The organism is Halohasta sp. A2 (assembly GCF_056175805.1).
Genome location: NZ_JAQFWV010000026.1, coordinates 1 through 25,053 on the forward strand (window position 1 = coordinate 1; position 25,053 = coordinate 25,053).

25 protein-coding genes and 1 pseudogene are annotated in these 25,053 nt (G+C 63.1%); 7 read left to right on the forward strand and 19 right to left on the reverse strand.

The window, feature by feature from the left end:
• Positions 1-98 (forward strand): annotated as a pseudogene (locus tag O2S87_RS09430) (IS5/IS1182 family transposase); the annotation flags it as partial.
• Positions 99-283: 185 nt separating this feature from the next.
• Positions 284-1,126 (forward strand): 2,3,4,5-tetrahydropyridine-2,6-dicarboxylate N-succinyltransferase, encoded by an 843-nt coding sequence (locus O2S87_RS09435; protein WP_475408545.1) that lies wholly within the window; start codon positions 284-286, stop codon positions 1,124-1,126.
• A 54-nt stretch (positions 1,127-1,180) separates the two neighbouring features.
• Here the strand turns inward: O2S87_RS09435 and O2S87_RS09440 are convergent, their stop codons facing one another.
• From O2S87_RS09440 to O2S87_RS09490, 11 genes are read right to left on the reverse strand one after another with little or no spacing between them, the layout of a single operon-like run.
• Complete coding sequence (locus O2S87_RS09440; RefSeq protein ID WP_475408546.1) at positions 1,181-1,333, reverse strand: hypothetical protein; 153 nt, start codon at positions 1,331-1,333, stop codon at positions 1,181-1,183.
• Positions 1,334-1,362: 29 nt separating this feature from the next.
• Positions 1,363-2,145, reverse strand: a complete 783-nt coding sequence (locus O2S87_RS09445) for a sulfite exporter TauE/SafE family protein (RefSeq protein ID WP_475408547.1) — start codon at positions 2,143-2,145, stop codon at positions 1,363-1,365.
• Positions 2,146-2,148: 3 nt separating this feature from the next.
• Positions 2,149-3,351 (reverse strand): XdhC family protein, encoded by a 1,203-nt coding sequence (locus O2S87_RS09450; RefSeq protein ID WP_475408548.1) that lies wholly within the window; start codon positions 3,349-3,351, stop codon positions 2,149-2,151.
• A 15-nt stretch (positions 3,352-3,366) separates the two neighbouring features.
• On the reverse strand, positions 3,367-4,209 hold the full coding sequence (locus O2S87_RS09455; RefSeq protein WP_475408549.1) for a Rossmann-like domain-containing protein: 843 nt from the start codon (positions 4,207-4,209) through the stop codon (positions 3,367-3,369).
• Entirely contained in the window at positions 4,206-5,627 is a 1,422-nt protein-coding gene (locus tag O2S87_RS09460) for a VWA domain-containing protein (protein ID WP_475408550.1), read from the reverse strand. The genes O2S87_RS09455 and O2S87_RS09460 overlap by 4 nt, the downstream gene beginning before the upstream one ends.
• Positions 5,628-5,633: 6 nt before the next feature.
• The gene (locus O2S87_RS09465; RefSeq protein WP_475408551.1) at positions 5,634-6,599 is read right to left on the reverse strand and encodes an AAA family ATPase; all 966 of its coding nucleotides are present in this window, start codon (positions 6,597-6,599) and stop codon (positions 5,634-5,636) included.
• Positions 6,596-7,660 carry an XdhC family protein gene (locus O2S87_RS09470; protein WP_475408552.1) on the reverse strand — a complete coding sequence of 355 codons (1,065 nt, stop codon included), beginning with the start codon at positions 7,658-7,660 and terminating at the stop codon, positions 6,596-6,598. Before O2S87_RS09470 ends, O2S87_RS09465 begins: the two co-directional genes overlap by 4 nt.
• A gap of 45 nt (positions 7,661-7,705) precedes the next feature.
• Complete coding sequence (locus O2S87_RS09475) at positions 7,706-10,189, reverse strand: aerobic carbon-monoxide dehydrogenase large subunit (protein WP_475408553.1); 2,484 nt, start codon at positions 10,187-10,189, stop codon at positions 7,706-7,708.
• Complete coding sequence (locus O2S87_RS09480) at positions 10,186-10,851, reverse strand: (2Fe-2S)-binding protein (RefSeq protein WP_475408554.1); 666 nt, start codon at positions 10,849-10,851, stop codon at positions 10,186-10,188. Before O2S87_RS09480 ends, O2S87_RS09475 begins: the two co-directional genes overlap by 4 nt.
• The gene (locus tag O2S87_RS09485; protein ID WP_475408555.1) at positions 10,848-11,735 is read right to left on the reverse strand and encodes an FAD binding domain-containing protein; all 888 of its coding nucleotides are present in this window, start codon (positions 11,733-11,735) and stop codon (positions 10,848-10,850) included. The genes O2S87_RS09480 and O2S87_RS09485 overlap by 4 nt, the downstream gene beginning before the upstream one ends.
• Complete coding sequence (locus O2S87_RS09490; protein WP_475408556.1) at positions 11,732-12,328, reverse strand: CoxG family protein; 597 nt, start codon at positions 12,326-12,328, stop codon at positions 11,732-11,734. Before O2S87_RS09490 ends, O2S87_RS09485 begins: the two co-directional genes overlap by 4 nt.
• A 189-nt stretch (positions 12,329-12,517) precedes the next feature.
• Here O2S87_RS09490 and O2S87_RS09495 point away from each other — a divergent pair, with 189 nt between their 5' ends.
• Positions 12,518-13,762 carry a molybdopterin molybdotransferase MoeA gene (locus tag O2S87_RS09495; protein ID WP_475408557.1) on the forward strand — a complete coding sequence of 415 codons (1,245 nt, stop codon included), beginning with the start codon at positions 12,518-12,520 and terminating at the stop codon, positions 13,760-13,762.
• Entirely contained in the window at positions 13,759-14,439 is a 681-nt protein-coding gene (locus tag O2S87_RS09500; protein ID WP_475408558.1) for a nucleotidyltransferase family protein, read from the forward strand. Before O2S87_RS09495 ends, O2S87_RS09500 begins: the two co-directional genes overlap by 4 nt.
• A gap of 15 nt (positions 14,440-14,454) precedes the next feature.
• On the opposite strand, the gene O2S87_RS09505 is transcribed toward O2S87_RS09500, so the two are convergent.
• Both O2S87_RS09505 and O2S87_RS09510 read right to left on the reverse strand, forming a co-directional pair.
• Complete coding sequence (locus O2S87_RS09505) at positions 14,455-14,607, reverse strand: AbrB/MazE/SpoVT family DNA-binding domain-containing protein (RefSeq protein WP_475408559.1); 153 nt, start codon at positions 14,605-14,607, stop codon at positions 14,455-14,457.
• Positions 14,608-14,694: 87 nt separating this feature from the next.
• Complete coding sequence (locus O2S87_RS09510; protein ID WP_475408560.1) at positions 14,695-14,988, reverse strand: hypothetical protein; 294 nt, start codon at positions 14,986-14,988, stop codon at positions 14,695-14,697.
• 270 nt (positions 14,989-15,258) lie between these two features.
• On the opposite strand from O2S87_RS09510, the gene dapF reads away from it, so the two are divergent.
• A complete protein-coding gene (gene dapF / locus O2S87_RS09515) occupies positions 15,259-16,167 on the forward strand; it encodes a diaminopimelate epimerase (RefSeq protein ID WP_475408561.1) in 909 nt (302 codons plus the stop codon).
• Positions 16,168-16,329: 162 nt separating this feature from the next.
• Here dapF and O2S87_RS09520 read toward each other — a convergent pair whose 3' ends face one another.
• Positions 16,330-18,930, reverse strand: a complete 2,601-nt coding sequence (locus O2S87_RS09520) for a carboxypeptidase regulatory-like domain-containing protein (RefSeq protein WP_475408562.1) — start codon at positions 18,928-18,930, stop codon at positions 16,330-16,332.
• Positions 18,927-19,079, reverse strand: coding sequence for a hypothetical protein (locus O2S87_RS09525; RefSeq protein WP_475408563.1), 153 nt, complete (start codon positions 19,077-19,079; stop codon positions 18,927-18,929). The genes O2S87_RS09520 and O2S87_RS09525 overlap by 4 nt, the downstream gene beginning before the upstream one ends.
• Positions 19,080-19,267: 188 nt before the next feature.
• Between O2S87_RS09525 and lysA the strand changes: the two genes are divergently transcribed.
• Positions 19,268-20,503: a diaminopimelate decarboxylase gene (gene lysA, locus O2S87_RS09530; RefSeq protein ID WP_475408564.1), complete on the forward strand. Its 1,236-nt coding sequence runs from the start codon at positions 19,268-19,270 to the stop codon at positions 20,501-20,503.
• A 138-nt stretch (positions 20,504-20,641) separates the two neighbouring features.
• Positions 20,642-22,213 (forward strand): GAF domain-containing sensor histidine kinase, encoded by a 1,572-nt coding sequence (locus tag O2S87_RS09535; protein ID WP_475408565.1) that lies wholly within the window; start codon positions 20,642-20,644, stop codon positions 22,211-22,213.
• Positions 22,214-22,218: 5 nt separating this feature from the next.
• Here the strand turns inward: O2S87_RS09535 and O2S87_RS09540 are convergent, their stop codons facing one another.
• Genes O2S87_RS09540 through O2S87_RS09555 form a run of 4 tightly spaced genes read right to left on the reverse strand, consistent with a single transcriptional unit; the run spans position 22,219 to position 25,053 of the window.
• On the reverse strand, positions 22,219-22,995 hold the full coding sequence (locus O2S87_RS09540) for a DUF7289 family protein (protein ID WP_475408566.1): 777 nt from the start codon (positions 22,993-22,995) through the stop codon (positions 22,219-22,221).
• The gene (locus tag O2S87_RS09545) at positions 22,992-23,516 is read right to left on the reverse strand and encodes a DUF7266 family protein (protein WP_475408567.1); all 525 of its coding nucleotides are present in this window, start codon (positions 23,514-23,516) and stop codon (positions 22,992-22,994) included. The genes O2S87_RS09540 and O2S87_RS09545 overlap by 4 nt, the downstream gene beginning before the upstream one ends.
• The gene (locus tag O2S87_RS09550) at positions 23,513-24,439 is read right to left on the reverse strand and encodes a DUF7261 family protein (RefSeq protein WP_475408568.1); all 927 of its coding nucleotides are present in this window, start codon (positions 24,437-24,439) and stop codon (positions 23,513-23,515) included. The genes O2S87_RS09545 and O2S87_RS09550 overlap by 4 nt, the downstream gene beginning before the upstream one ends.
• Positions 24,427-25,053: a DUF7288 family protein gene (locus tag O2S87_RS09555; RefSeq protein WP_475408569.1), complete on the reverse strand. Its 627-nt coding sequence runs from the start codon at positions 25,051-25,053 to the stop codon at positions 24,427-24,429. The genes O2S87_RS09550 and O2S87_RS09555 overlap by 13 nt, the downstream gene beginning before the upstream one ends.

Genomic DNA, 25,053 nt, shown 5'->3' on the forward strand with positions numbered 1-25,053 from the left:
GCGACGCCGTGCGAGCGCTGGGCTGGTATCGGCAGTTCCGTGAAATTGTCCTGATGTTCGCCATCATCAACATAGAACCACTGTGTGAACCGCTGTAACCGTGACTCAGCATCTATTCAACAGAGCAGTCTTGAACGTAATACAATGGCTAAAACGGACGGTCGACACGTGACACAGTATCAGTCCTTGTGAGGCCCGGTGGTCCGAGGTTCTCGTCGAAACCCACCCGTCGACCGCAACCGATGGGACTTATTGGGTGGCCGAGAAAGCCGAATCCACGAGAATGTCGACACTCCAATCCGAAATCACCGACCTCTGGAACCGCTACGACGACGGCCTCACCGCCGACGACGCGACCGACGAGGACCTCGCCACCCTCGATGTCTTTCTCGAAGCCCTCGAAGCCGGTGAGGTCCGGTCAGCAGAAAAGACCGGCGATGACGTGACCTCCTGGGAGGCCAACGCCTGGGTCAAACAGGGGATTCTCCTCAACTTCGGCCTGCGACACACCGAGGCCCGGAGTTATGGTGGCGTCGACTACCACGACGTCCTCCCCCTCCGCCAGACCGCTGATCTCAACGAGCGCGGCACCCGAAATACGCCCAACGGCACCGCGATCCGCCGCGGTTCGTACCTGGGAGCAGACTGCATCATGATGAGTCCCTCCTTTGTCAACATCGGCGCGTACATCGGCGACGGCACGCTGGTCGACTCCTGTGATACGGTCGGCTCCTGTGCCCAGTTAGGGAAAAACGTGAAGCTGGGTGCGAACACGCTAATCGGCGGCGTTCTTGAGCCTGTAGAGGGCGCTCCGGTTATTATCGAGGACGGCGTCTCGCTCGGCGCTGGCTGCCGTGTGACTTCGGGCTTCAAGATCGGTGAAAACTCGATCGTTGGCGAAAACACCTTACTTACCCCGCGGATTCCGGTCTACGACCTCGTTGAGGAGGAAGTCATCTACGGTCACCTCCCATCGGAGCGACGAGCGTTCACCCGCTACGTCGAGTCGTCGGTCAGCGACCACGAGCTGTTCGATGGCGGGGCCTACAAGCCAGCAGTTGTCGCCACGGGTGTCGAAGAAGAGACGCTCGAAGCAACCCAGCGTGAAGACGCGCTGCGAGAGTAGTTACCGGCGCGTCCGCTCTGGCCATTAAGTTCTGTCTCAGCCAGCGATGACTCATTACGAGAGATCGTCGACCGTCCGTGCGACGAGCAAACAGCCCTCACAGCAGTACTGCCCCTCGATGTCGGGGTCGGTGATCGGCAGCGTCGGCAGCGGGAGCTCACAGAGCGTACACGTCGACTCTCTTGTGTCCGAATCGGTGTCTCCCATGGCTCGTGTGCTTCCTACTGGTCCCGTGCTCAAGAGAGTGGCTGATAGAACGGGATCGACGGATGGGGGAGGTGAATCCCGTACAGCATCAGCCCGTGCTGCAGCGGGAGGTAGCCGAGGACGAGAAAGCTCACGCCGAGGACGCGGTGTAGCTGCGTTCTAGTGGCAGGCGAGACCGATCCGATGGCCGTTCCATATAAAAACAGGGTCGGAATCGTCCCGAGTCCGAGGACGGCCAGAAGCAGCGCCCCCCGGACCGGCTCGCCGAGTGCGAACACCGCGAGATACGCCGGATAAATGATGGGACACGGCAGCAGGCCGTGGACCGCACCGAGCCCGAAGATCCGGGGCGTCGAGGCCCACCGGTCGACCCGCGAGACGAGCAGGCTCGTGACGCGCTGGAAGGCAGTGCCGAAGACTGGAACCGAGTGGCCCATCCCACTTCCGCCGCGGATGTACGAGAGCCCGCTCCAGATGATCGCGATACCAACGGCGATGCCGACAGTTCCTCGAACAGAGTCGCCGACGGACGCGACCGCGTCGACGGAGGCGAACGTGCTCGCACCGAGCAGGCCGAACAGGCCGCCAATGAGGCCGTAGCTGGTAGCCCGACCGAGATTGAACAGGCCGTGCTGGCGGGCTTCGTACCACGACAGGCCGGTTCCTTCCTCTGCCTCGCCACTGAACCGGTCGGCGTAGACCGTCACGAGCGGCCCGCACATCCCGAGACAGTGGACGCCCGCTAGTAGCCCAACAAGCAGAAAGACGAGCAGGTCGGCAGTTGCGTCGACGCCGAGGAGAGACACGACCATACGTTACTGCGAGGGGGCTGGCTCGCCGGAGTCGACGCTCACGCGGTCGTGGATGTGGCCCTCGCGGTGTCGGAGGTGGCTCGGCGTCCGGTCGTTCGAGACCGCCAGCAGTTCGGCGACGATGCTGTGGGCGATCTGATACGGCGAGCCGCCGCCGAGATCGAGGCCGATCGGCGTATACAGCGTCGACAACTCGGCCTCGGTGAGCGTCCGGCCCTCGGCGTCGAACTCCTCGCGTATCTTCTCGAAGCGCTCGTGGGGGCCCATCAGTCCGATGTACGGGGCCCCGGAATCCAGCAGCGCCTCGACGGTCAGTCGGTCGTCGATGAAGTTGTGGGTCATGACGACCGCGTGGGTCCGCTCGCCGAGGTCGAGTTCGTCGCCGACGGCTCCGGGCGAGGTCGTGATCGTCTCGTGGGCTGCCGGGAACCGGGCCTCAAGGTCGACGCCGCCGCGGAAGCCGACGACAGTTACATGGAAGTCGCTCTTTACGGCGAGTTCGGTAACCGGGCCGATGTCGTGGCCCGACCCGAAGACGACCAGTTCGGTCGGCGCTTGCAGGCCGTCGACGAACACGCTGTACTGGTCGCCGTTGAGCTCTATGTCGACGGTATCGGCCTTGCCACGCTCGGCGAGTTCGGCGGCAGGAGCCGCAAGCGACTCGGGCCAGTCGACGGCTGGCTCCCCTGACGGAGTCAGCAGTCGACCTTCGTCGGGGGCGTAGTACGCACGGCTGCCGCGGCGAAGTGAGCCGGAATCGTCGCCATCGCCCTCGTTGTCACCCTCATCTTCGCCATCCAAGACGGTGAGCACGGCGATATTGCGGCCCGCTGCAAGCGCGTCGACGGCCGGGCGGTAGCTGTCGTCCAGCGGCTCCAGCAGCACGTCGAGGACGCCGTTGCAGCCGATGCCGAGCCCCCAGACGTCGTCTTCGTCGTCCATCAGATCGTAGGTGATGAGTTCCGGACGGCCGGACTGCCGGACCGACTCGGCGGCGGCGATGAGTTCGTCTTCGAGACAGCCAGCGGTGATACTGCCGACGCCCATCCCGGCCTCCTCGATGAGCATCTTCGCCCCCGGTCGTCGGTAGGCGCTGCCCTCGACGTCGACGATGGTTGCGAGCACGTCGGCGGTCTCGCCGCTGAGTCGGTCACGGATTCGCTGTAGCACCTCGGTCTCCGGTACGCTCCAGTTTTGCTGTGTCATTGTTGGGTTGGGTGGTCAGTCACGCAGTTGTGGTTCGGTCAAATCGAGTCGGTTGTCTCTCGGGCGTTCGGCCGAGACGAAGACTTTCTCGACGCCCGCGGTGTGAAGCTCCGTCCCGCAGGCAGCCGTTCGGACGGCCGCCCGCACGCGCTCGGGGTCGACAACGACCGCCCCGGCGACGATGTCGACGCCAGCCGCGAACACCGGATCGGGAAGAAACGACGTGGTCGCGCCGATCAGGACGGTCGTCGCTTGGGGCGGGACGGCGTCGAGATACTCCTCGAAACCGCCGTAGACGAGCGTCGAGCCAGTGATAAAAACGACGTCGGCGTCGGCCATCGCCGCCTCGGCCTCCTCGGGCCGGAAACTCGTCAGGCGAACCCCCTCTGGGGCCGGGATGTCGTCGATGTCGACCGCAGTGCGTTCGATGACGCGAACGTCGACATCGGCGAACTTCCGCAATGCGGGTTTAAAAAGGCCGACCGTCGTGATCGTCTCGACGGCCGGATCCAGCAGCGCCATTGGATCGCCCGTTTGCCAGTCGATGTAGGGAGTCGACAGCGCGTTGATCGCCGCGAGGCCGACGGCGGTCCGCATCCGCGAGCCGTCCTTCTGCGCCGACTTTGCCCCGGTCGCCCAGTCGACGAGCGTGTCGATGTCTCGCCCGACGGTCGACACCGTGTCTCCGGGCGGCCGATGGGCGAGTCCGGCGGCGGTTGCGTCCTGCTCGCCACCGACTCCCCCGAGTTCGACCATGATTGTCTTCTCACCGACGGTTACGCGCTGTAGCGTCGCGTCGTTGAGCGCGCCCATCGTGCGGAGTCGGTCGACAACGGCCGAGACGATCGGGTCGCTCACGATTCGGCACCCCCGCGTTCGTTGCGTTCGGTGTCGGCGTCGCTCGCCCGTTGGATTCGACGCAGGTCGTGTTCGTAGCCGATCGGGCCACCGAGTCCGTGGCGTTCGATCTGGCGGGCCACCTCGTCGAGATCGGCGGGCTCGGCAAAGCCGAACAGCCCGTCGACGAAGGGCAGACAGGTCGCCATTCCTCTCGATCTGGGTTCGTAGGCCGGTGAGACCGCCAGCGGATTGAGCCAGACGATCCCGTCGCCCCGGCGAGCGAGCCATGTGATACCCGCTTCCAGCGTCGACTGGTCGCCGACATCGAGGCCGTCGCTGACCACGACGACGACGGTTCGGTTGTCGACCGCGTGGGGATGTTTCGTTCGAAGTGTCTCGAAGGCTGCGCCGATCTGCGTGCCGCCGCCCCACTCGATCTCTGCGGCACGGAGTGCGGCGGCTGGATCGCCCGCCGCGCGTGCGAACACGTCGGTCGCGTCGACGAGATCGGTATCGAACAAGAAGACGTGCCCGCGGCGGGCGGTCCGCTGGAGCCGCTCGGCGAACGCAAGGAGTGTCTCGCGGTCGATGGTATCGAGGACCGACCCGCTGACGTCGACCAGCAGACAGCATCGTCGTTCGGTCGGCACCGCCTCGCGGGTCGGCAACTCCATCGGCGTGCCGCCGGTCGAGAGGCTCTTGCGAAGCGCCTGCCGACCGTCGACGCGGGTGCCGTTTTCGGCAGGGCGCGTCCGGCGACCCGGCACTGTTGCGATGGCTCGGCCGAACCGATCGATCGCCGCATGCTCGCGCTCGGTGGTCGACAGTCCGGTCGACGGCACGGCTTCGCGCCCCCCAACGGCGCTGTACCGGCGGGCGTCATCGCCCGCCTCGCCGTCGTCGACTGGTCGCTCGTGTGTCACCTGTTGTCGACTGGTCGAGATGAGCACGTCGACGGCATCGGGTCTCTCCCCCTCGTCGGCCGCATCTGGCGAGCCTCCCTCGTTGGGGTCGTCGACCCGTGGCGTCTCCTCGCGGTCGTCAGTGTCGAGAGTGACGGTCGTTCCCTCGGTGCCGTCGTCCTCGTCGAACTTCGGCCCCTCGTAGGTCGCGATCCGGTCGAGGCCGGTTCGGAGCCGGTGCCAAAAGGTCGGAAACGCCTCGTCGAACGTCTCGATGTCGGCCGATTCGGTCACAAGCGTCGCTCGCAGCGCGTCGGCGGCGACGGTTCGGTCGGCAAAGCCGACGACCGCGAGTGCCTCGGCGGCGTCGAGCGTGCCCGTCGTCGGGATGTCGACGCCATCGCGGCGGAGTTGAGTTATAAATCTGACGAGCTCGGTCCGGACGTGGGTGCGGGCCTCCTCGAAATCCGGAACGCCGTTGCTCGCGTCGGCGTTGTTGAACCCGCCTGACGATGGATTTCGCGGTGGGCTCATAGGTGGTTAGGATTCGATCTCGACGCGCGCTTTCGCCTCGGCGGCCGCCGCTTGCAGCCGTTCGAGCAGGTCGGTATCGAGTCGACTCACGTCTTCGACCTCCTTGAGCAGACAGCCGATGGTGCGTTCGATCTCGGCGGTCGTGATCGACTCGGCCGATCCTTCGGTCCGTAGCGCCGCGACGGCTCGCGCCCAGTCGAGCGTCTCGGCGACCCCCGGCCGCTTGAGGAACGATTCTTCGCGCAGGCGGGCGACGACTGCACAGACCTCGGCGGCGACCGCCGCGTCGAGCTCCGGCACCTTCCGGGAGACGATTTCGAACTCCGTCTGGATCGACGGCGGCTCGACGTGCAGGTAGAGACACCGCCGCTTGAGCGCGTCGCTGAGCCCCCGCGTTCGGTTCGACGTCAGAATGACAATCGGTCGCCTGTCGGCGCTGACGGTACCGAGTTCGGGAATCGACACCTGGAAGTCCGACAGCAGTTCGAGCAAAAAGGCCTCGAAGGCCTCGTCGGCCCGGTCGACCTCGTCGATAAGCAGGACGGGCGAGCGATCACCGCTGGCTCTGAGCGCGCGCAACAGCGGGCGCTCGAGCAGGAACTCGTCGTCGAAAACCGACTGCGGCCGGTCGTCTGATTGTGGTGTATCCGCGTCGACAGTGCCCTCGTCGGCCTGGACGGCGAGCAGTTGTTTCGTGTAGTTCCACTCGTAGAGCGCGTTTTCGGCGGTCAGCCCCTCGTAGCACTGCAGCCGGATCAGTTCAGTCTCGAAGGCGTCGGCGAGCACCTTGCCGAGTTCGGTCTTTCCGCTTCCTGGTTCGCCCTCGATCAAGAGGGGTCGACCGAGTTGAATCGCCAGCTGGACGGTCGTCACCACCCGGTCGTCGGCGACGTAGTTTTGCCGGTCGAACTGCTCGCGGAGCGTCGCTTCGTCCAGCGTCTCGAACGGCGTAACCGGTGTCTCGTCTCTCATGATGGGTGGGCCCCTTCGGCGCTCGAATCCGCTTCGAGATACTCCGCGGGATCGGTGCTGAAGCGGTCCGCACAGCCCGAACAGCAGAAGTAGTAGGTTCGGCCCTCGTGGTCGACGCTCGGCACATCGTCGGGGTCGACCGTCATGCCGCAGACGGGGTCGATATGCTCATCGGTCTCAGCGTCGTCTCCGGCGGTCTCGGTCACGTCGGTCGACGCGACGGTCTCACCGAGCGCGCCCGCGTCGGCCCGAACCGAAACGAGTTCGGCGAGCAGGCTCGCGGCGATTTCCGCGGAACTCCGCGCGCCGATGTCGAGCCCGGCGGGGTTCGTGACCGCCGCCCGCACGTCGTCGGGATCGCGGTCGATAAGCCCGGCAGCGTGGTCGATAACCTCCTCGGCGCGGGTTGTACTTGCGATAAGCCCGATGTAGGGTGCCGCTGTGAGCACTCCCGCGGCCACCCCACGGGCGTCGTAGCCGCCCATTGAGGCGACGACGACCAAGGGGTTCGGCCCGATGGCATCGGCGATGGCTTCCGGATCGTGCGTGCGAATCACGGTCGTTCCCTCCGGTAGTTCGTCCGAACTGGCGTCGGGGTCGACGACCGTGAGGTCGAACTCGAGTTCGGCCGCGAGTCGACACAGCGAGCGGGCAATCGGCGAGCCACCTACGACGAGCAGTTTCGTAGTCGGAATCACCGGCTCGATGAACACCTCCAAGGTTCCCTCGCTGTGGCACATCATCGGGAACGCCGTGAGGCCGGGACGGTCGATCTCGTCGGGGTCGGGTGCGATGCCGATCAGTCGCGGCTCGCCGTCTTCGAGCGCCGCGTTTGATTCCTGGATAACCCGCGACTGGGCACAGCCCGCGCCGCCGATCCAGCCGATGAGCTCGCCGTCTGCGGTGACGAGCGCGCGGTCGCCGACGTTCGCCGACACTGGTGGCTCCCGGCGGACGATTGTCGCTCTCGCGTAGGGCTCGCGGTTCGATTGCAGCGACTGCTCGCGGGCCTCAAGCGAGTCGACCGAGTCGGCGGTGTCTGTCCCTTTGTTAGGTTTCATGGCAGGTCCGTGTTCGTGACCGCATAGCGGTGTCGACGACTGCCATCAGTCGTCGGCCGGTTCGTCGCTCACCTGCGGGTCGGCGTCGAACGTAAACGCATCGGCGGGATCGGTGGTGAGCCCCGCCTCGTTGAGTTTCTCCCAGACGACATCCGGCGTCATCGGCATCTCGATGTGGGTGATGCCAGCATGCGCCATTGCGTCGACGACCGCGTTGACGATCGCTGGTGGCGAACCAACCAGCGGCGACTCGCCGACACCCTTCGCGCCGATTGGGTGATGCGGCGACGGCGTGACGGTGTGGCCCGTCTCGAAGTTCGGGATCTCCATGGACGTCGGCAGCAGGTAGTTCATGAAGTCGCCGCCGGTGATGTTGCCGTTGTCGTCGTAGGTGACGTGCTCCATCATTGCCGAGCCGATTCCCTGGGCGAGCCCGCCGTGGATCTGGCCGTCGATGATCATCGGGTTGATCCGGTTGCCACAATCGTCGACCGCGACGAACTTCTCGAAGTCGACCTCGCCGGTCTCGCGGTCGACCTCAACGATCACGATATACGAGCCAAAGGGATAGGTCATCTCCGGCGGATCGTAGTAGTTGATCGCCTCCAGTCCAGGATCCTGGCCTTCGGGTTTGTTCATGTAGGCACCGGCGGCGATCTCGGTGATCGTGATCGACCGATCCGGCGCGCCTGTGACGTGGAACTCACCGCTTTGGCGGTCCCACGTGATGTCCTCCTCGGCGGCTTCGAGTTCGTTCGCGGCAATAGCTTTCGCCTTCTCGCGAACCTTGCGCGAGGCGATAGCTGCGGCCGCCCCCGCGACGGGCGTACTCCGCGAGCCGTAGGTTCCCAGCCCGTAGGGATCGGTGTCGGTGTCGCCGTGTTCGACGGTGATGTTGTCGACGTCCATGCCGAGTTCTTCGGCGACGATCTGGGCGAAGGTCGTCTCGTGGCCCTGGCCCTGTGTCTGGACCCCAACTCTGACGGTCGCGTTGCCGGTCGGATGGACCCGGATTTCGGCGGAGTCGAACATCTCGACGCCCGCGATGTCGCAGGTCTTGCCCGGCCCTGCGCCGACGACCTCCGTAAAGGAGGAAATGCCGATGCCGAGGAGTTTGTCGGCGTCCTCGTCGATCCGGCGCTGTTGTTCTTCGCGGTAGTGGTCGTAGTCTGCCATATCGAGGGCCATGTCGAGCGCACCCTCGTAGTCGCCCGAATCGTAGTTCCACCCGGTCGGACTCTCGTAGGGGAACTGATCGGGTTGGATGAAGTTCTTCCGCCGGAGTTCGGCGGGGTCCATCTCGAGTTCGTCGGCCAGCACCTTGATCATCCGCTCGATGAGGTAGACCGCCTCGGTGACCCGGAACGAACACCGGTAGGCGACGCCGCCCGGCGCGGTGTTGGTGTAGGCCGCTGTCAGCGAGCCGTAGGCTGTCTGCACGTCATAGGAACCGGTGAAGATATTGAAGAACCCCGCGGGGAACTTCGAGGGTTGGGCGACCGCGTTGTACGCGCCGTGGTCGGCGAGCACGTCGGTGCGGACCGCCTGAATCTTCCCGTCTTTCGTCGCGGCGAGTTCGCCCGTCATGTTGTAGTCGCGGGCGAAGCCGGTCGACTGGATGTTTTCAGAGCGCTCTTCGACCCATTTCACCGGCTCTTCGAGCACGTACGATGCGGCTGCGGCGACGACGTAGCCGGGATAGATCGGCACCTTGTTGCCGAAGCCGCCGCCGATGTCGGGGCTGACGATCCGGATCTTGTGTTCCGGAATGCCCGAGACCTGCGAGAACAGCGTCCGGTGGATGTGGGGTGCCTGCGAGGTCATGTGGACGGTGAGTTTGTCCTTGCCGGGGTCGTAGTCGCCGACCGCCCCACAGGTCTCGATCGGTGCGGGATGCAACCGCTGGTAGAGCATCTGCTCGGAGACTGTGACGTCGGCCTCCTCGAAGGCTTTATCAGTGGCTTCCTTGTCGCCGGTCTCCCAGTCGAGACAGTGGTTGTCTTCCTTGCCCTCGATGTCGTCGCGGATCAGCGGCGCGTCGTCTTTGAGCGCGTTTTCCGCACCGATGACGGGGTCCAGGACTTCGTAGTCGACGACGACCTTTTCGGCGCCGTCCTTGGCCGCATACCGGTCTTCGGCGATCACTGCCGCGACCTCTTGGGACTGGAACTTGACCTTGTCGTTGACCAGGACGTCCTGGGTGTCGGACATCAGCGTCGGCATCGTTGCCAGATCGTATTCGAGCAAGTCCTCGGCAGTGAGGACGGCGACGACGCCGTCGACCTCGAGGGCGCGGGACTTGTCGATGTCCTTGATCCGCGCGTGGGCGTGCGGGCTGCGAACGATATCGCAGTGCAACATCCCCGGCTTTTTGATGTCATCAATGTAGTTGCCGCGGCCGGTGATGAACCGCTGGTCTTCTTTGCGCTTTACGTCCTGGCCCATCCCGCCGCGGCCGTGGCCGCAGTGTGTTTCGGGATCGGGGCCGCCGTCTTCCGACTGTGTGAATTGTTCTGAATCACTACTCATACTGAGTCACCTCGTGAGGCGTCGTGGTCGCGGTCGGTCGACAGACCGCCGCAACAGTTCTCGACGCCACAGAACGATCCGGTATTGCCGTCGACCGACTCGGCGGCTGCGCCAGCGTCGACGGTTTCGAGCGAGTCGGCGACGATCGCCTCGATGCCGCCATCGGTGGCGGTGACCTCGTCGAGTTTGTCAGAGGCGTACTGGATCGATTTGACGATGTTCTGGTAGCCGGTACACCGACAGAGGTTGCCGCTGATGGCCTCCCGAATCTCGTCTTCGCTCGGGTCGGGATTCTCGTCCAACAGCGCTTTGCCGGACATGATCATACCGGGCGTACAGTAGCCACACTGCAGGCCGTGTTCCTCGCGGAAGCCTTCCTGGAGCGGGTGGAGTCCGTCGACCGACTCGGGGAGCTCTTCCATCGCTTCGACGGTGGTGATCTCGCTGCCGTCAGCCTGGGTCGCGAACATGAGACAGGACTTGATCGGTTTACCGTCGGCAACGACCGTACAGGCCCCGCAGTTGCCGGTATCACAGCCGATGTGCGTGCCGGTCAGATCGAGTTCCTCGCGGATCGCATGCACCAGCAGCATTCGCGGTTCGACCTCGATTGTCTGTTCGGTTCCGTTGACTGTCAGCGTGATTTCTCGTGTGGCGCTCACTGTGTTACCCTCCGTTTGGTCATCCCTGCGCGTTCGGCGGCGTCGCCGAGTGCGCGTTGGGTGAGGACGTTGACCATCCGTTCTTTGTAGCTCGCATCGCCGTGTTCGTCGGATTCGGGGTTCGATTGGGCGGCGGCGAGTTCGCCCGCCTCGCGGAACAGCTCGCCAGTCGGGCGTTCGCCCACGAGGTGCTCTTCGGCGTCGGTCGCCGCCACGTTCGTGATGTCGACGGCGGTCAGCCCGATCCCGGCGGTTTCGATCGTCCCGTCCTCATCAAGTATGAGCCGCACGGCCGAACCGACCATCGCGTAGTCGCCCACCTTGCGTTTCAGCTTGTGATAGGCGCTGCCCTCCCGGTCGACCGGGATCGGTACGCGGAGTTCGGTCAGTATCTCGTTCTCGTCGAGCGTCGTGTCGTACGGCAGCAAGAACAGCTCGTCGGCGGGGATGACCCGCTCGCCGTCGGGGCCGTGGGCGACGGCTTCGCCCTCGTGGGCCAGCAGCACACTGCCCCAGTCGCCTTTCGGATCGGCCTGTGCGACCGAGCCAGCGATCGTCCCGCGGTTGCGGATCTGCGGGTCGGCCACCAGCGGCGCGGCGTCGGCGAAGCTGCCGTATTTCTCGGTGATCAGCTCGGAGTGTTCGATGTCGGCGTGCCGCGCGAGCGCGCCGATCTTCAGGTAGCCCTCGTCCTCTTTTAAATAGTCGAGCTCCTCGATCCCGTTGATGTCGACGATTGCGTCGGGCACCGCAAGCCGGAACCGAAGCATCGGCACCATACTTTGGCCGCCCGAGAGGATCGCGCGGTTGTCAAGCGTTTCGAGCAGGCTCACGGCCTCGGTGATCGTCGACGGCGCGTGGTGCTCGAAGGGGGCGGCTTTCATAACATCCCGCGGATCCGGTCGGTGATCCCGGATCCGGTCTCGTCGTCCATATCGGTCATCTGTGATTCGATGTTGCCGAAGAAGTTGCCGACGATCTTGTTGGCGACCGGTTTGATCACCCGCGAGCCGAGCTGGGCGATCCGCCCCGAGATGTCGGCTTCGGTCCACCACTCGATCCGTGAGCCCTCACTATCTTCGAGCGGATGAATCTGCATCCCCGAGTCCATGCTGAAACTACTACCGCTGGCGTTCCCGCTGCCTGTGGCGGTCATGATGAACTTCTCGTTGTCGCGCTCGTTGATCGTCACCGTCGTTTCGAACTTCGGCTTGACGCTGCCGACGCCGATCTGCATCAGCGCGGCGTACTTCTGTCCCTCTCTAAAGGCGCGGGCCACAACGTCGTCGGGGTCGGCCTCCGGCAACGTTTCGAGCCCTTCTTCGTCCGCGTAGTCGTCGAAGCTGAAGTCGTCGTCCATCGGCGTGATGTACTGACAGCCCTTCAGTGCGTTTCTGACCGCGATTGGGTCCGAAAGGACGATCCACGCCCGCTCCGGCGGCACCGATTCGAGTTCGAACTCCCCATCGAACTCCATTTATGACCACCCGGCTGTGCACGCGGTCTGGTCGACTACTCCCCGACGCTGTTTTATATACTCTGTCACTACGTGCATACTATTACCACAATTTATGTTTACAGACACGAAGCAATTAAGTGTTGTTGTTAATCATGATAGTTATTCGAAGATATCTGTTGCATTCGACGACCCGACCGGGGACAACAAATGAGTGATAATGAGCACGGAAACGGACACGACCACGGCGGCGAGGACCTGATCGACCTCGACGGGGCCGTCGACCACGTCCAACGGCTTCGAGCCGAGTTTCTCGACACCGTGGCACCCGAACAGATCACAATCGACGACCTGCCAGGACGGGTGCTTGCCGACCCGATAGACGCGCCGGTCGATATTCCTACCGAGAGCTTCGCGACGATGGACGGCTTCGCGTTCGATGCGACCGACGACTATCCACTCACGGTCGTCGACGAGGCGATGTTTCCCGAAAGCGAGTCGACGGCGCTCGACGCCGGGACGGCGGTGCGGATCGCCACCGGCGCGCCGCTGCCGGAGTCGGCCAACGCGGTGCTCAAACGCGAGGAGGCGGTCGTCGAGAACGGACAGCTCACAGGAACCCGAATCGAGCCGGGCACCTACGTCTACCGGCGTGGCAGCAACGTCGCCCGCGGCGAGCGACTGTTCGAGGCGGGCGAGCGACTCGCCGCAAAGGACACCTTGCTTCTCGGCGATCTCGCTGTCGACGAGGTAAATGTTCGAAAGCGGTTTTCGGTTGCCCTGCTGGCGACCGGCACGGAGATCCACGAGGGGCGACACCGCGATCTCGACTCGCCGATGCTCGCCGGACTCATCGGCGCGTGGGGCCACAAGGTCACCTACGAGGGGTCGGTGCCCGACGTCGACGACCGCGTGACCGAGCGGATCGACGAGTTGGCCCGCGAGTACGACGTCGTCGTTACGACCGGCGGCACCAGCGTCGGCGACAAGGACTACGTGATCAGTGCGCTGGCCGACCTCGGCGAGGTGCTGTTTCACCGGGTCCGGATCCGGCCGGGCAAACCGGTTGCGGTCGCCCGACTCGACGATCACGATGCGGTCGCCGTGGCGATCCCCGGCAAACCGGTCGGTGCCTACCTCGTGACAGCACTGGTCGCTCGACCCTTCTTTACGGGCGACGCGTCGCTGCCGACCCACGCGGCGCGATTTGCTCGCGACGTCGACATCGCCACTCCTGGATTCACCTATGCGATCCCAGTCACCCTCGATGGAAAGACGGCGATGCCATTGGGTCACGTCGACTCGCCGCTTTCGGTCTACGACCGGCAGTTCGATCCCAGCGTGTTGTCCTCAAGCACACGTGCGAGTCGGGCCGACGGCTTCGTGTTGACGTCCGACGCGATTGCCGCCGACGAGCGGGTAGACGTCGTCCCGGCATCGGCACTCGAACGATGACCGACAACGAGACTCAGTCGACTAAATCAGAGCCGCCAATCATTGAACTCGACGACGAACCCGTCGATTCAGCCGCCCGCCGCCCGAGGGTCGCCGGAATCGTGCTAGCCGCCGGGACGAGCAGCCGGTTTGGGGCCGAAAACAAGCTGCTGGCGACCGTCGACGGCGAGCCAATCGTCCGTCATTCGCTCCGAACGCTCCTGGAGAGCCCAGTAGAGCCGGTCGTGGTCGTTCTCGGCCACGAGGCCGACCGCGTTCGGCAGGCTCTCGGCGGACTCGACGTCGAAACAATCGTCAACGAACGTTACGAGACTGGTCAGGCCTCATCAGTCCAGACTGGTATTGCAGCCCTCCGCGAGGGGGACGAAGCGGACGACGATATCAACCCCGAGGCGGCGATCATTGGGCTCGGCGATATGCCCTCGGTCGATCCGACAACGGTCGAAATGATCCTGGACGCCTATGCCCGCGGCGTCGGCGACGCCATCGCGCCAGCCTATCATGGGTCTCGCGGCAACCCGGTGTTGTTCGACCAGCGGTTTTTCGACGCGCTTGCGGCTGTCGACGGTGACGTTGGGGGCCGAGAGATTCTTCTGACAAACGAGGCGAGTGCGCTCGTCGCGGTCGACGACCCGGGGATCCGCCGAGATGTCGACCGCCCCGATGATCTGGACTGAACGAGAAATAAACCGTTACTCTGCGTCGAGTTTTTTGACGATGATCTTTCCTTCTTCGACGTGCCATTCGACCCGGTCGCCCGCGCCAATATCGAGGAAGTTTCGAACCGGTTTGGGGACCGTCGTCAGGTTCTTTTCGGAGATTTTCGTGTTGGTGAGCGTACCCATCGATACTCATTATTTCCCTAGGCAATACATAGCTTACGCTATACAATTGGTCTCAGGTCGAGAGCAGTAACCGAACGCCGGCTGGAGTTATCCGGTCGAATACCACCGGTGTGCGCCGCCGTCGGAGGCTTTCGTATAGTCCAGGTCGTACCGGCCGGATTCGATAAGCACGGGTCCGGTAACGTAGGTATGATCGCTTCCCTCGACTGGCCGGAGGAGGTCGCGGTCGGCCATCGTCGACAGCACGTCGCGAACGGTTCGCTCGTAGCCGGGAACCAGATTCGCCTCCTGCATGACGCCGTCGACGTCGACGCGACCTTTGAGAAACGCCAGGCGGATCGCCGAGACCCATGCAGGTTCGCGCTTGGTTTCCCGACACATACTGCTGTAGTCGTAAGCCTCCATATTATAGTTGCTGTGACAAACTGGGCTGTCGGTGGGTGGTCGGCAAGGGATGGCGGATCCGGCAGACATATGTGCGTGTCACGAAGTACATTGGTAACGACTATCAACTCGTCGTCACTCGTTGCGGTCGGTACGGCGAGTCGATCTGCTCCCGTTGCGTCCAATAGAGTCCGTATTGTCGGGGTCTCAGTTGGAGGGAGCACACACTGCGCCGGTGTGGGCGTCGCACGCTGACCAGCCGAAACCATGAGCACTCTGAACCACGCAGTCGCCTTCGAGAAGTACCACGGAACTGGCAACGACTTTCTACTTGTAGACGCCACCGACCCGGTCGCCGACCGGAGCGCGTTCGCAACAGCCCACTGCGACCGGTCGACCGGCGCTGGACGCGATACCGAGGGCCAAACGGGCGCGGACGGCGTGCTGTTTTTGCACCTCGAAGACCGCTTTTCGCCGCCGAGAGTCGTGATGACGCTCGTCCAGCCGGATGGCTCTGTCGCGCCCACCTGCGGTAACGGCGCGCGGTGTGCGGCCGTCTGGGCGATGGACCAGACCGGTTCGGACTCGGTGATGATCGACACGCAGGTCGGAACGCGCCGTGCGACGCGCGTCGACGACGGCATCGCCGTCGAGATGGGCGAGCCGACGTTCGATCCGAACCGCCTGCCGCTCTCGCGGAGCCGAACCGAGCCGCTCATCGAGGAATCCGTCGAGGGGCTCACCGTCACGGCGGTCAACACGGGCGTTCCACACGCGGTCGCCTTCGTCGACGACATCGACGCCGTCGACGACATCGAGGCGGTCGATATCGATGCAGTCGCCCCAGCCGTTCGCCACGCCGACGTCTTTCCCGCCGGCGCGAACGTCACTCTCGCCGAACAGGTCGAGTCCACTTCCCAAGGTGTCCCACGATTCCGCCAGCGGAGCTACGAGCGAGGAATTGAAGGCGAGACACAGGCATGTGGAACCGGCTCAGTGGCGATTGCGGCGGCCGCCAGCCGCACCGGCCGAATCGACTCGGCCGCGCCGGTCGACATCTCGCTTCCCGGTGGCGAACTCCACATCTCGGCAACTGACCGCGGCGAGCTCCTGTTGACTGGGGCAGTCACCCACGAGTTCGATGGCGACGCTTCGGCGACAGTAGCCGAGGACTAACGCCAAGCTCACGAAAGTAGTGGTCGACTACCCGAACGCCAAAATAAAACGGCATCTCGGGCTATCGTGATTCGAGATCCCGAGACGAACGATTTGTGAGCGTCGTTTGCTGCTGTACACAGTGCTGCAAATATTTTCTACCCGTTGTTCTTCGGACTACTCTTACTCGTCCTCCTCATCTGCATCATCCTCTTCGGCTGATTCGTCCTCGGCTGCGTCGTCTTCCTCGTCCTCTTCGTCTTCTTCGTCCGCATCATCCTCTTCGTCCTCTTCGTCCTCTTCGGCTTCTTCGTCTTCATCGTCGGCTTCCTCAGCGTCGGTGTCGTCTTCTTCGTCTTCTTCGTCCTCTTCGTCTTCCTCGTCTTCTTCGTCTTCTTCGTCCTCTTCGTCTTCCTCGTCTTCTTCGTCCTCTTCGTCTTCCTCGTCTTCTTCGTCCTCTTCGTCTTCCTCGTCTTCTTCGTCCTCTTCGTCTTCCTCGTCTTCTTCGTCCTCTTCGTCCTCTTCGTCTTCTTCGTCCTCTTCGTCTTCTTCGTCTTCTTCGTCTTCTTCGTCTTCTTCGTCCTCTTCGTCTTCTTCGTCCTCCTCGTCTTCTTCGTCTTCTTCGTCTTCTTCGTCTTCTTCGTCTTCTTCGTCTTCTTCGTCTTCCTCAGCGTCAGTTTCACTGGGCTGCAGTTCGAAGTCGACTGTCATTGTGTCGTCCGATTCGATAGTAACATCTTGGCTCTCGTCTGCGTAGTCATCCGCGCCGACAACAACCGTCTGCTCATCGGCCGGGACGCCTTCGATGGTGTAGGCTCCGTCTCCATCGGTCCTCGACGAACTGTCGGTGTCCTGGACCGAAACGGTCGCCCCCTCGACCGGCTCGCCGGTCTCGGCGTCAGTGACCGATCCAGCAACAGTGCCGTTTTCGTCGTCTGTATCAGACTCGGTGTCTTCAATCTCGATGGTTAGTTCTTCCTCTCCGTCGAGGGTGACTGAGCGGTCTTCGTCGGTCTCGCCGGTCAACGTCCACGTCCCCGGACCAAGCGTCTCGGTAACGGTTTCTCCGGCGGGAACAGAGAACTCGCGCTCGTCGTCGTTCTCGGCGAGAACCACCACGTCGGTGTCTCCTGGATTCGTAATCGAGCCGTTTGTCCCTTCAACTGAGACTGACAGATCAAGCGGCTCTTGGGCGTCCTCGTCTATCGTGATCGACAGCGACTCCTCATCCGAAAGGTCGACCGAGCGACCGTCTTCGGTTTCTGCGGTGAGTGTGTACTCACCCGGCGAAAGTGACTCGCTGGCCGACTCCTCGGCTGGTAGCGTGAGGGTCCGGTCGTCGTCCTCGGTGGTTTCGCTCGCTATCGTGACGATCACTGCTACGTCGTTCGGATTATCAATCGTAACCGAATCGTTGTCGACCGAGACAGAAAGCGACTCAAGCTCGTCGGATTCATCCGAGTCGTCTGAGTCATCTGGGTCATCCGATTCGTCCGATTCATCTGAGTCATCCGTCTCGGGATTCTCGGCGACGCTTTGGGCCTCGTTGATGATCGTCGTCGACTGCTGGACATCGTTTTCGACCGAGATCTGAACGGTGTCAGCCGCCGCCCGCTCGGTTTGGCTCTGGGTCTGTTCGATGCTCACCTCCTGTTGTTGGGTCAGTGTGACCGCTCCCAGGCTCGCTCCCTGGGCGGCCGACTGGATCTGCACAATGCTTGCCTCCTCAGGCTGGGAGATCGCGCCAGTCGCCGCGCTCTGTGTGATGGTCTGGATCTGGATGATCGTCACCTGCTCGACGTTCGAAAGTATCCCCACACAGGCCCCGCGAGCCGCAGCCTGAACCTGTGAGACGCTGGCTTCCTGGCTCTGGGTGATCGCTCCGGTCGACGCAGCCATCGAGGCCTCCTGGACCTTCTTTGGATCTTCAACCGGGCGTTCGGTGCCACCGCCAGCAGCGCCGAAGGCTGCGGCTTGGCGCTGGTCGAGGCTCACCTCTTGGGATTGTGTCAGCGCACCGTAGGTCCCACCCTGTGCGGCCTCCTGGATCTGTGTCACGGTCGACGTTTCGGACTGGGCGGCTCCCTGGGTTGCTCCGGCTGCCCCACCAACCGCCACGTACTGGATCTGGGTGACGTCGGCGTCCTGGTGCTGGGCAACACTGCCGTGGGCTGCGCCGTAGGCCGCGCTCTGGATCTGTGTTGCGTTGGCGTCCGCCGACTGTGAGAGCGACCCGGCAGCACCGCCGTACACGGCTGACTGAAGCTGGCTGGCGTTGGCCGTCTGGCTCTGCAACAACGCGCCGTGGCTCGCGCCAGCACTGGCGTCCTGGATCTGTTCGGCCGAGGCATCCGGATTCTGTGCGGCCGCGTGGACCGACGCTGCAATCACTGCCTGTTCGGCGTCCGACGAAACGGTCACACCGCGTGCTTCAGCGCGTTCGATTCCCTCATCAGCCCCTGTTTCGGCTGCCTCACGAGCCTCCGCAGAGAGGTCAGGTTCGCTATCTACGTCCACCTCGGCGAGGGCAATCAGCTCCTCGCTAATCGGATTGTAGTCGACCGTTTCCGAGGGCGAGTCATCGACCTGGGCTTGTTGTCCGGCCGGTAGTGCTTGGTGTTCGGTCGACGGAGTCGACTCCGCGTTAGCGGGCCCCGCGACGCCGAATGGGGCGACACTGAGACCGAAGATAACGACCAGAACGACCAAGAATATAACTGCCTGGCGTCCGGCTCGCTGGAGGCGTGTTATGAGTCGGTCGACAGGTGGGTGGATCGAACTCATTTGACTGCCTCCCAGCCAGTGGCTGTTTGCCCACCAGAGCCCAGGGTGGGTTTTTTTGTACCAGTGCCGTCTCGCTCGGTCTCCGAACGCACGTCGACGACTCCGAGCCGAACGCGGTCGGGACGCTGGGTATTCGTGGCAGAACCCATGCTAGCCAGTAGCAGTCATCTACTGTAAAACGGATTCACAACCATCATGTGTTTCAGCTAATTTTGTCTGTTCTGTTTCTAATGACTAACTTTGCGTCCGCTACTACCGATTTGTGGCCCAGATGGCGTCGACGCCACCTCGGTGACGAACCAAAGCATTGAACGCCTGAGCGACCTGAACCCGAACAATGGCCGATTCGGATCTCCAAAGTTCGCCTGCCGTCCGTCGACTCGCCGACTGGGACGACACACAGCTACAGTCGCTTGCCGACGAGTACGAGACGCCACTGTACGTCACCGATCTCGACCGCGTCAAAGAAAACTATCTCCGCTTTTCGTCCGTGTTCCCCGATGCGCACGTGATGTACGCGGCGAAAGCCCACACAGGCAGGTCAGTGCTCGAAGCGCTGCTCTCGGTTGGCGCGGACATCGAGTGTGCGGCGTGGGGCGAACTCCAGCGGTCGATTGACGCCGGGGCCGACCCGAACACGCTTCAATATACAGCCGTTAACCCGCCGGATCACGATCTGGATTACGCCGTCGACCTCGCTGACGAGGCACCGGGGCTCACGATCACGATCGGGGCGACCGACACGCTCGACCGCCTCGCCGACCGCGGCTACGACGGCCGGATCGCGATCCGGATTAATCCAGGAATCGGGACCGGTCACCACGAGAAGGTCGCCACCGGAAACGACGCCAAGTTCGGGATTCCGTACGATCAGGTCCCGGAAGTCGCCGACCGGGTCCGCGAGGAGTTCGATCTCGTCGGCATCCACTCGCACGCCGGAAGCGGCGTGCTGACCGACGACCTCGAAGATCATTGCCAGGCAATCGAGCGCGTCGGCGAGATGGCCCGTCGAGTCGGCTCACTCGAATTCGTCGACATCGGCGGCGGGTTTGGGGTTCCGTACCGTGAGGACGAACCGCCGCTCGATCTGGAGAAAACCGCCGGAATGGTTCGGGAGGCTCTCGGCGAGGTCGACGCCCAGCTCAAATTGGAGCCAGGTCGCTACATCGTCGCCGACGCCGGACTCATTCTGACGACCGTCAATACGATCAAGGAGACCCCTTCGGCGACCGTTGTGGGCGTCGACGCCAGCCTCGCCACGCTGATTCGCCCGGCGATGTTCGGCTCGTATCACCCAATGTTGAACGTGACCGCGCCGGATCGGGCGACCGAACCGGTCACTGTCGGTGGGCCGGTCTGTACGAGCGCGGACGTGTTCGCGACCGACCGGCCGCTAGCCCGCCCCGAGCGCAACGACATCTTGGCGATTGGCAATGCGGGCTCGTACGGCTACGAACTCGCCAGCCAGTTCCACTCCCAGCCACGTCCCGCCGAGGTCGCCCTGGAAGCTGGCGAGGCACGAGTCGTCCGTCGACGCGAGACGCTCGCCGATGTCACCCGCGTCGAACAGTAGCCAGTCGACGATACCCACTCGATCCGAACGAGTGCAGCCGACAGAGCCCGCTTTGTCGTTATCGAACACACACTCTATCGTTGTAGAACGTCCACGATACAAGACATATTTATTACACTGTATTCATAATATTCCTTAATGCCCACGTTTCGGGTTCTTCATGTCGACGACGATACGGCGATCGGGACGCTGCTCGAGAGTTATCTTGAAGAGGCAGTCGACAGAGAGACGTTTTCGGTAACAACAGCGACGAGCGTCAGCGAGGCCGAGCAGATCCTCTCAGAAGAGATAGTCGACTGTATCGTCTCCGACTATCAGATGCCACAAACGAACGGGATCGAGTTCCTGCAGCGGATTCGCGAGCAGGACGAACACATGCCGTTTATTCTGTTTACCAACAAGGGGTCGGCGGCCGTCGCCAGCGAGGCGATCGATGCGGGTGTCACGGACTATCTGCGGAAGGGAGGCGGTCCTGAGCAGTACGAAGTGCTGGCCAATCGGATCGCCAACGCGGTCCGACAGGAGCGTGGACGGCTCGCGCGGACACAGCTCATGGAGTCGGCGGCGATCATCTCGGGACTGTACGAGATGATGAACGAGGCCGATCTCTCGTTCGAACAAAAGCTCAGTCGCGTGCTCGAACTCGGAACGAACGAGCTCGGCTATCCGATCGGTTACATTACCCAGTACGAGGGCTCGACGATCGAAGTCGTCTCGGTCGACGGCGACAACGACGTCATCAAACAGGACGCCGCGGTGCCGCTCGACAAGACGTACTGTTCGCGAACGATCAGCGAAGAAACCCCGATGACGATCACAGACGCGGCCACCGATGAACAGTGGGCCAACACGAGTGCGTTCACTGCGACTGGGCTTCGCTGTTACGTCGGTGCCCCGATCATCGTCGACGGCGAAATCTACGGCACACTCTGTTTCGGCAGCGAAGAGCCCCAACCGGACACAACTGTCGAAGACGATCAGGTAATCGTCAAAACTCTCGCACAATGGGTTGGCTACGAGATCGACCGCCACCAGTACGAGCGCGAGCTCAAACGACAGATCGACCGGCTCGAAGAGTTCACCGGCGTTGTCTCACACGACCTTCGAAACCCGCTCAACGTCGCCCAGGGCCGGATCAATATCGTTCGTGAGGAGTGTGACTCCGAGAGCATCGAAGCCGTTCGCCGAGCACTGGATCGAATGGAGGCTATCATCGAGGACACGCTGACGCTGGCTCGACAGGGCCAAACGGTCGACGAAAGCGAGATCGAACCGGTCGAGATCGGCTCGGTGATCAACCACTGCCACGACATCGTCAAAATCGGTGACTCGGAGCTTCGGGTCGTCGACGATTTCACTGCCCAAGCCGACCGCAACCGGCTCTACCAGCTGTTCGAGAACCTGATTCGCAACGCGGTCGAACACAGCGACGAGCCGGTGACGATCCGGATCGGTCTGCTGGACGTGATGTTCACCTCGACGCGCGTCGAAAGCGACGGCACCTTCGGCTTCTACGTCGAAGACGACGGCCCCGGCGTGCCGGCCGAAAAGCGCGACGATGTGTTCGACGCCGGCGAGTCGACCAACCCACAAGGCACCGGCTTTGGCCTGTCGATCGTCAAACGGATCGCCGAAGCCCACGGCTGGGAGGTCGAGCTCACCGAGAGTTTCGACGGCGGCGCGCGCTTCGAGTTCGACAACGTGCGGTAAGGACCCTACCGGAATCGGATCCGGATGTTCGTGACCGGCAGTCTGGCCGTGTCGGCATCGAGTTTCACACGGACTGAGTCACTCGATTCGCTCTCGATATCGTAGCCCTCGTCATCGAACTGTCGGCTCCAGCCGTCGGCCCGTGGCGATTCGATCCGGAGCTGGAGATCATTGCCACGGACAGTTCGTTTCTGGAGCGCTTCGGTGCCCCCACCTTCTCCAACGACGAGTACTGTCCGGTCGCCGCTGACAGCAGTCGTCTCCGCGCGGCTATTAGTGGCGGTAACCGGTATGACGGCCGTTCCGCCGGACTTGTCGACGACAAAGGGGAGCGACGATCGCGGGAGTGTGGTCGACCCGTCGCCACGGAACACCATGCCGCCCTCGTAGCTCACGGTGCCAGCGTCGCTTTCGAACACCAGTGGCCGGAACGTCGTGTTGGTCTGGTTCGACTGCTCGAATTCACCGTCCTCCCACTGACCCACAGTCACCCGCACTGGCGCTCGCATCCCGAGCGTCCCGTCGGCCAGCCGGATCTCGGTCGCCCGGCTCGGATCCTCGTACCGACTCGCGTCCTCGAAGTTGTCCGCCAGCACCTCGAAGGCGCGTTCGACGTTGGTGACCTGCTCTGTGGCTTGGCGGTCCTCCAGGCCGGTCACGCCGAACACCGTCGACACCGAAATCGTCGTGATGATGATCGAAAACACGAGAATGTAGCCCAGCGTCTCGCTCACCGCCCGTCGGTCTACGCTGAACCGCGTTGCTTTCTGTCGATCGGTCATGGCTCTACCTCCAGTGTGCCCTCGTCGACTGGGTCGTCCGCCTTAGGGCGTTCGTAGACAAGATCGAACTCTCCGCCCGAGATCTCGGTGTCGCCATCCAGTCCCGTGGTCGTCTTGGGATACTCGACGGTCACCTCGACGTCGGGGTTCGACGACGAGAGCGTGATGTTGTTCTCGTCCTCGTCCTCGTTGAACTCAATGCGATAACCGGTGCCGGCGACTCGGTCCGGGAGTTGGACACGTCGAGTAACGGCTCCGGTCGAGTTGACGGTGGCGTTCTCGTTGGCGGCGGCGTCGTTGTAGGCGATCACGGCGAGCCGGTCGGTCTCGTGAATGTTGGACGCCAGCTGGTTGCCGACGACGGTGAGTTCGTCAGTGACGACCTGTTCGGATTGTCGTTCGATCAGCCCGCCGCCACCGGTCAACAACGTCCCCATCAACAAGGCGGCAACCGCCAGCATGAGCACGTAGCCCACCGTCACCGAGACGCCGCGGCAGTCGACCCGAAGTCGACGGCTCATCGCGGCTCACCCGGAGCGACCTGGACAGTGGTTTCGAACGTGAGATCCGGCGTCCGATAACTGATGTTAACGGTCACCGAGTAGACGACCTTGGGACTGCTGACGGCCTCGTCAGTAGTCGGATCGGCATCTTTGTCGACGGTGGCTCCGAACGCACCCACCGCCTTATCGCCGTTGACGAACTCGATGTCCACCCCCTTCTTGTCGGGCCACAGCCCCCTGAAGCACTCGACCGTCTCGGTGTCAGTCGACAGTCGATCCCCCGTTAGGTCGACGGTCGTCGTCGATCCCCCGCTATCGATTTCGCACCGCCGCTCGGGAGTGTCTTCGTTTGTAGCTTCGGCGACGGTGAGGTTCCCGTCTTCGGTGTATATATACTGGGTGACGGTCTCGCCCGATTGGTTGAACCGGACGCCGAAGGCCTCCTCGTCGCTGGTGTCTGCGGTCGACGTCGCCAGTGTGTCGGGATCGAGATCCAGCGTTACGTTCCGGGCCGACTCGACCTCCTCGACCAGCGTCCAGTTGCCGCCGTCGACATCGAACCGGCGGTCGCTCGACTCATTCCATTCGAGCAACTCTCCCGATTGTACAGATTCACTCTCGACGGTTGCGATCGTGCCTGACCGGGTGCGTTCACTAGCTACCTGTGGGCTCAACGCGTCGACCTCGTCGTCGACGTCACTGGTATCTCCCCCACCGTTGCGGTTTTCGGCTTCGATCAACTCACCGATACTGTCGACGAGTTCGCTGCGCAGTTCGGTCGCCTCCTCGCCATCGCCGGTGGTGTCGCGGGTGGCGACGTTCTCGGTGAAGATGGCCGTGTTCAACAGTAGTGCGACGGTCACCAACAGCACCGCCAGCGCGAGTGCCGTGATCAAAAACAGCTGACCGCGGTCGCTCGCCCGGCTCATTACATCCGCCATGTGGTAATGCGCACCTCCACACGGTTGTACAGCGCGCCGTCACTCGTATCGGGCGCGTAGAACGAGTCGTCGGAGTCATCCTCGACCTCGGCGAGCGTGCGGTCGTCACTGCCGGTGAGCCGATCGTCGTCCAACAGCGTCACGGTTCGGCTGGCGGTCACCGCGTTATCGCTGGCCGCTCCCATCTCCACCATCTCCTGCGAATCCACCTCGGACCCGTTGGGAACCTCGTGCACACGGAGCTCGACAGTGTAGGCGATGCGCTGGTCGGCCAGCGCGTCTTCGAGCGTCGCGAGGAACTCGGTTTGATCGCCCGAATCGGTATAAAAGCCCTCTTCGCCGCTCCCTTCGAACCCCTCGGCGCTCGCGTTCCAGTAGAGAATCGACTCCTGAAGGGTCCCGTTGGCGGCGGCCGTCGACAGGAGATCGCCAGTGAGCGCGCGCTGTTGGTTTTCGATCTGCTGGTTCGACGTGCTGGCCGAAAGCGGCGTGACTGCGGTCGCCTGCATCGCGAACAGCAGCCCCGTGAGCAACAACAGCGCGGCGATGAACGCCTCGACTGTGTGGGCCTGGCCACGGTCCTCAGCAGCCGACAGGGTGTGGGTTCGGCTCAT

What these genes read in the sequence shown, in the direction of transcription:
- dapF (WP_475408561.1), top strand. Translation starts at nt 15,259, where the DNA reads ATGAGCACTCTGAACCACGCAGTCGCCTTCGAGAAGTACCACGGAACT.
- O2S87_RS09535 (WP_475408565.1), top strand. Translation starts at nt 20,642, where the DNA reads ATGCCCACGTTTCGGGTTCTTCATGTCGACGACGATACGGCGATCGGG.
- O2S87_RS09460 (WP_475408550.1), bottom strand. Translation starts at nt 5,627, where the DNA reads ATGAGCCCACCGCGAAATCCATCGTCAGGCGGGTTCAACAACGCCGAC.
- O2S87_RS09470 (WP_475408552.1), bottom strand. Translation starts at nt 7,660, where the DNA reads ATGAAACCTAACAAAGGGACAGACACCGCCGACTCGGTCGACTCGCTT.
- O2S87_RS09435 (WP_475408545.1), top strand. Translation starts at nt 284, where the DNA reads ATGTCGACACTCCAATCCGAAATCACCGACCTCTGGAACCGCTACGAC.
- O2S87_RS09465 (WP_475408551.1), bottom strand. Translation starts at nt 6,599, where the DNA reads ATGAGAGACGAGACACCGGTTACGCCGTTCGAGACGCTGGACGAAGCG.
- O2S87_RS09510 (WP_475408560.1), bottom strand. Translation starts at nt 14,988, where the DNA reads ATGTGTCGGGAAACCAAGCGCGAACCTGCATGGGTCTCGGCGATCCGC.
- O2S87_RS09545 (WP_475408567.1), bottom strand. Translation starts at nt 23,516, where the DNA reads ATGAGCCGTCGACTTCGGGTCGACTGCCGCGGCGTCTCGGTGACGGTG.
- O2S87_RS09475 (WP_475408553.1), bottom strand. Translation starts at nt 10,189, where the DNA reads ATGAGTAGTGATTCAGAACAATTCACACAGTCGGAAGACGGCGGCCCC.
- O2S87_RS09450 (WP_475408548.1), bottom strand. Translation starts at nt 3,351, where the DNA reads ATGACACAGCAAAACTGGAGCGTACCGGAGACCGAGGTGCTACAGCGA.
- O2S87_RS09485 (WP_475408555.1), bottom strand. Translation starts at nt 11,735, where the DNA reads ATGAAAGCCGCCCCCTTCGAGCACCACGCGCCGTCGACGATCACCGAG.
- O2S87_RS09495 (WP_475408557.1), top strand. Translation starts at nt 12,518, where the DNA reads ATGAGTGATAATGAGCACGGAAACGGACACGACCACGGCGGCGAGGAC.
- O2S87_RS09505 (WP_475408559.1), bottom strand. Translation starts at nt 14,607, where the DNA reads ATGGGTACGCTCACCAACACGAAAATCTCCGAAAAGAACCTGACGACG.
- O2S87_RS09440 (WP_475408546.1), bottom strand. Translation starts at nt 1,333, where the DNA reads ATGGGAGACACCGATTCGGACACAAGAGAGTCGACGTGTACGCTCTGT.
- O2S87_RS09520 (WP_475408562.1), bottom strand. Translation starts at nt 18,930, where the DNA reads ATGAGTTCGATCCACCCACCTGTCGACCGACTCATAACACGCCTCCAG.
- O2S87_RS09555 (WP_475408569.1), bottom strand. Translation starts at nt 25,053, where the DNA reads ATGAGCCGAACCCACACCCTGTCGGCTGCTGAGGACCGTGGCCAGGCC.
- lysA (WP_475408564.1), top strand. Translation starts at nt 19,268, where the DNA reads ATGGCCGATTCGGATCTCCAAAGTTCGCCTGCCGTCCGTCGACTCGCC.
- O2S87_RS09445 (WP_475408547.1), bottom strand. Translation starts at nt 2,145, where the DNA reads ATGGTCGTGTCTCTCCTCGGCGTCGACGCAACTGCCGACCTGCTCGTC.
- O2S87_RS09525 (WP_475408563.1), bottom strand. Translation starts at nt 19,079, where the DNA reads ATGGGTTCTGCCACGAATACCCAGCGTCCCGACCGCGTTCGGCTCGGA.
- O2S87_RS09540 (WP_475408566.1), bottom strand. Translation starts at nt 22,995, where the DNA reads ATGACCGATCGACAGAAAGCAACGCGGTTCAGCGTAGACCGACGGGCG.
- O2S87_RS09550 (WP_475408568.1), bottom strand. Translation starts at nt 24,439, where the DNA reads ATGGCGGATGTAATGAGCCGGGCGAGCGACCGCGGTCAGCTGTTTTTG.
- O2S87_RS09490 (WP_475408556.1), bottom strand. Translation starts at nt 12,328, where the DNA reads ATGGAGTTCGATGGGGAGTTCGAACTCGAATCGGTGCCGCCGGAGCGG.
- O2S87_RS09500 (WP_475408558.1), top strand. Translation starts at nt 13,759, where the DNA reads ATGACCGACAACGAGACTCAGTCGACTAAATCAGAGCCGCCAATCATT.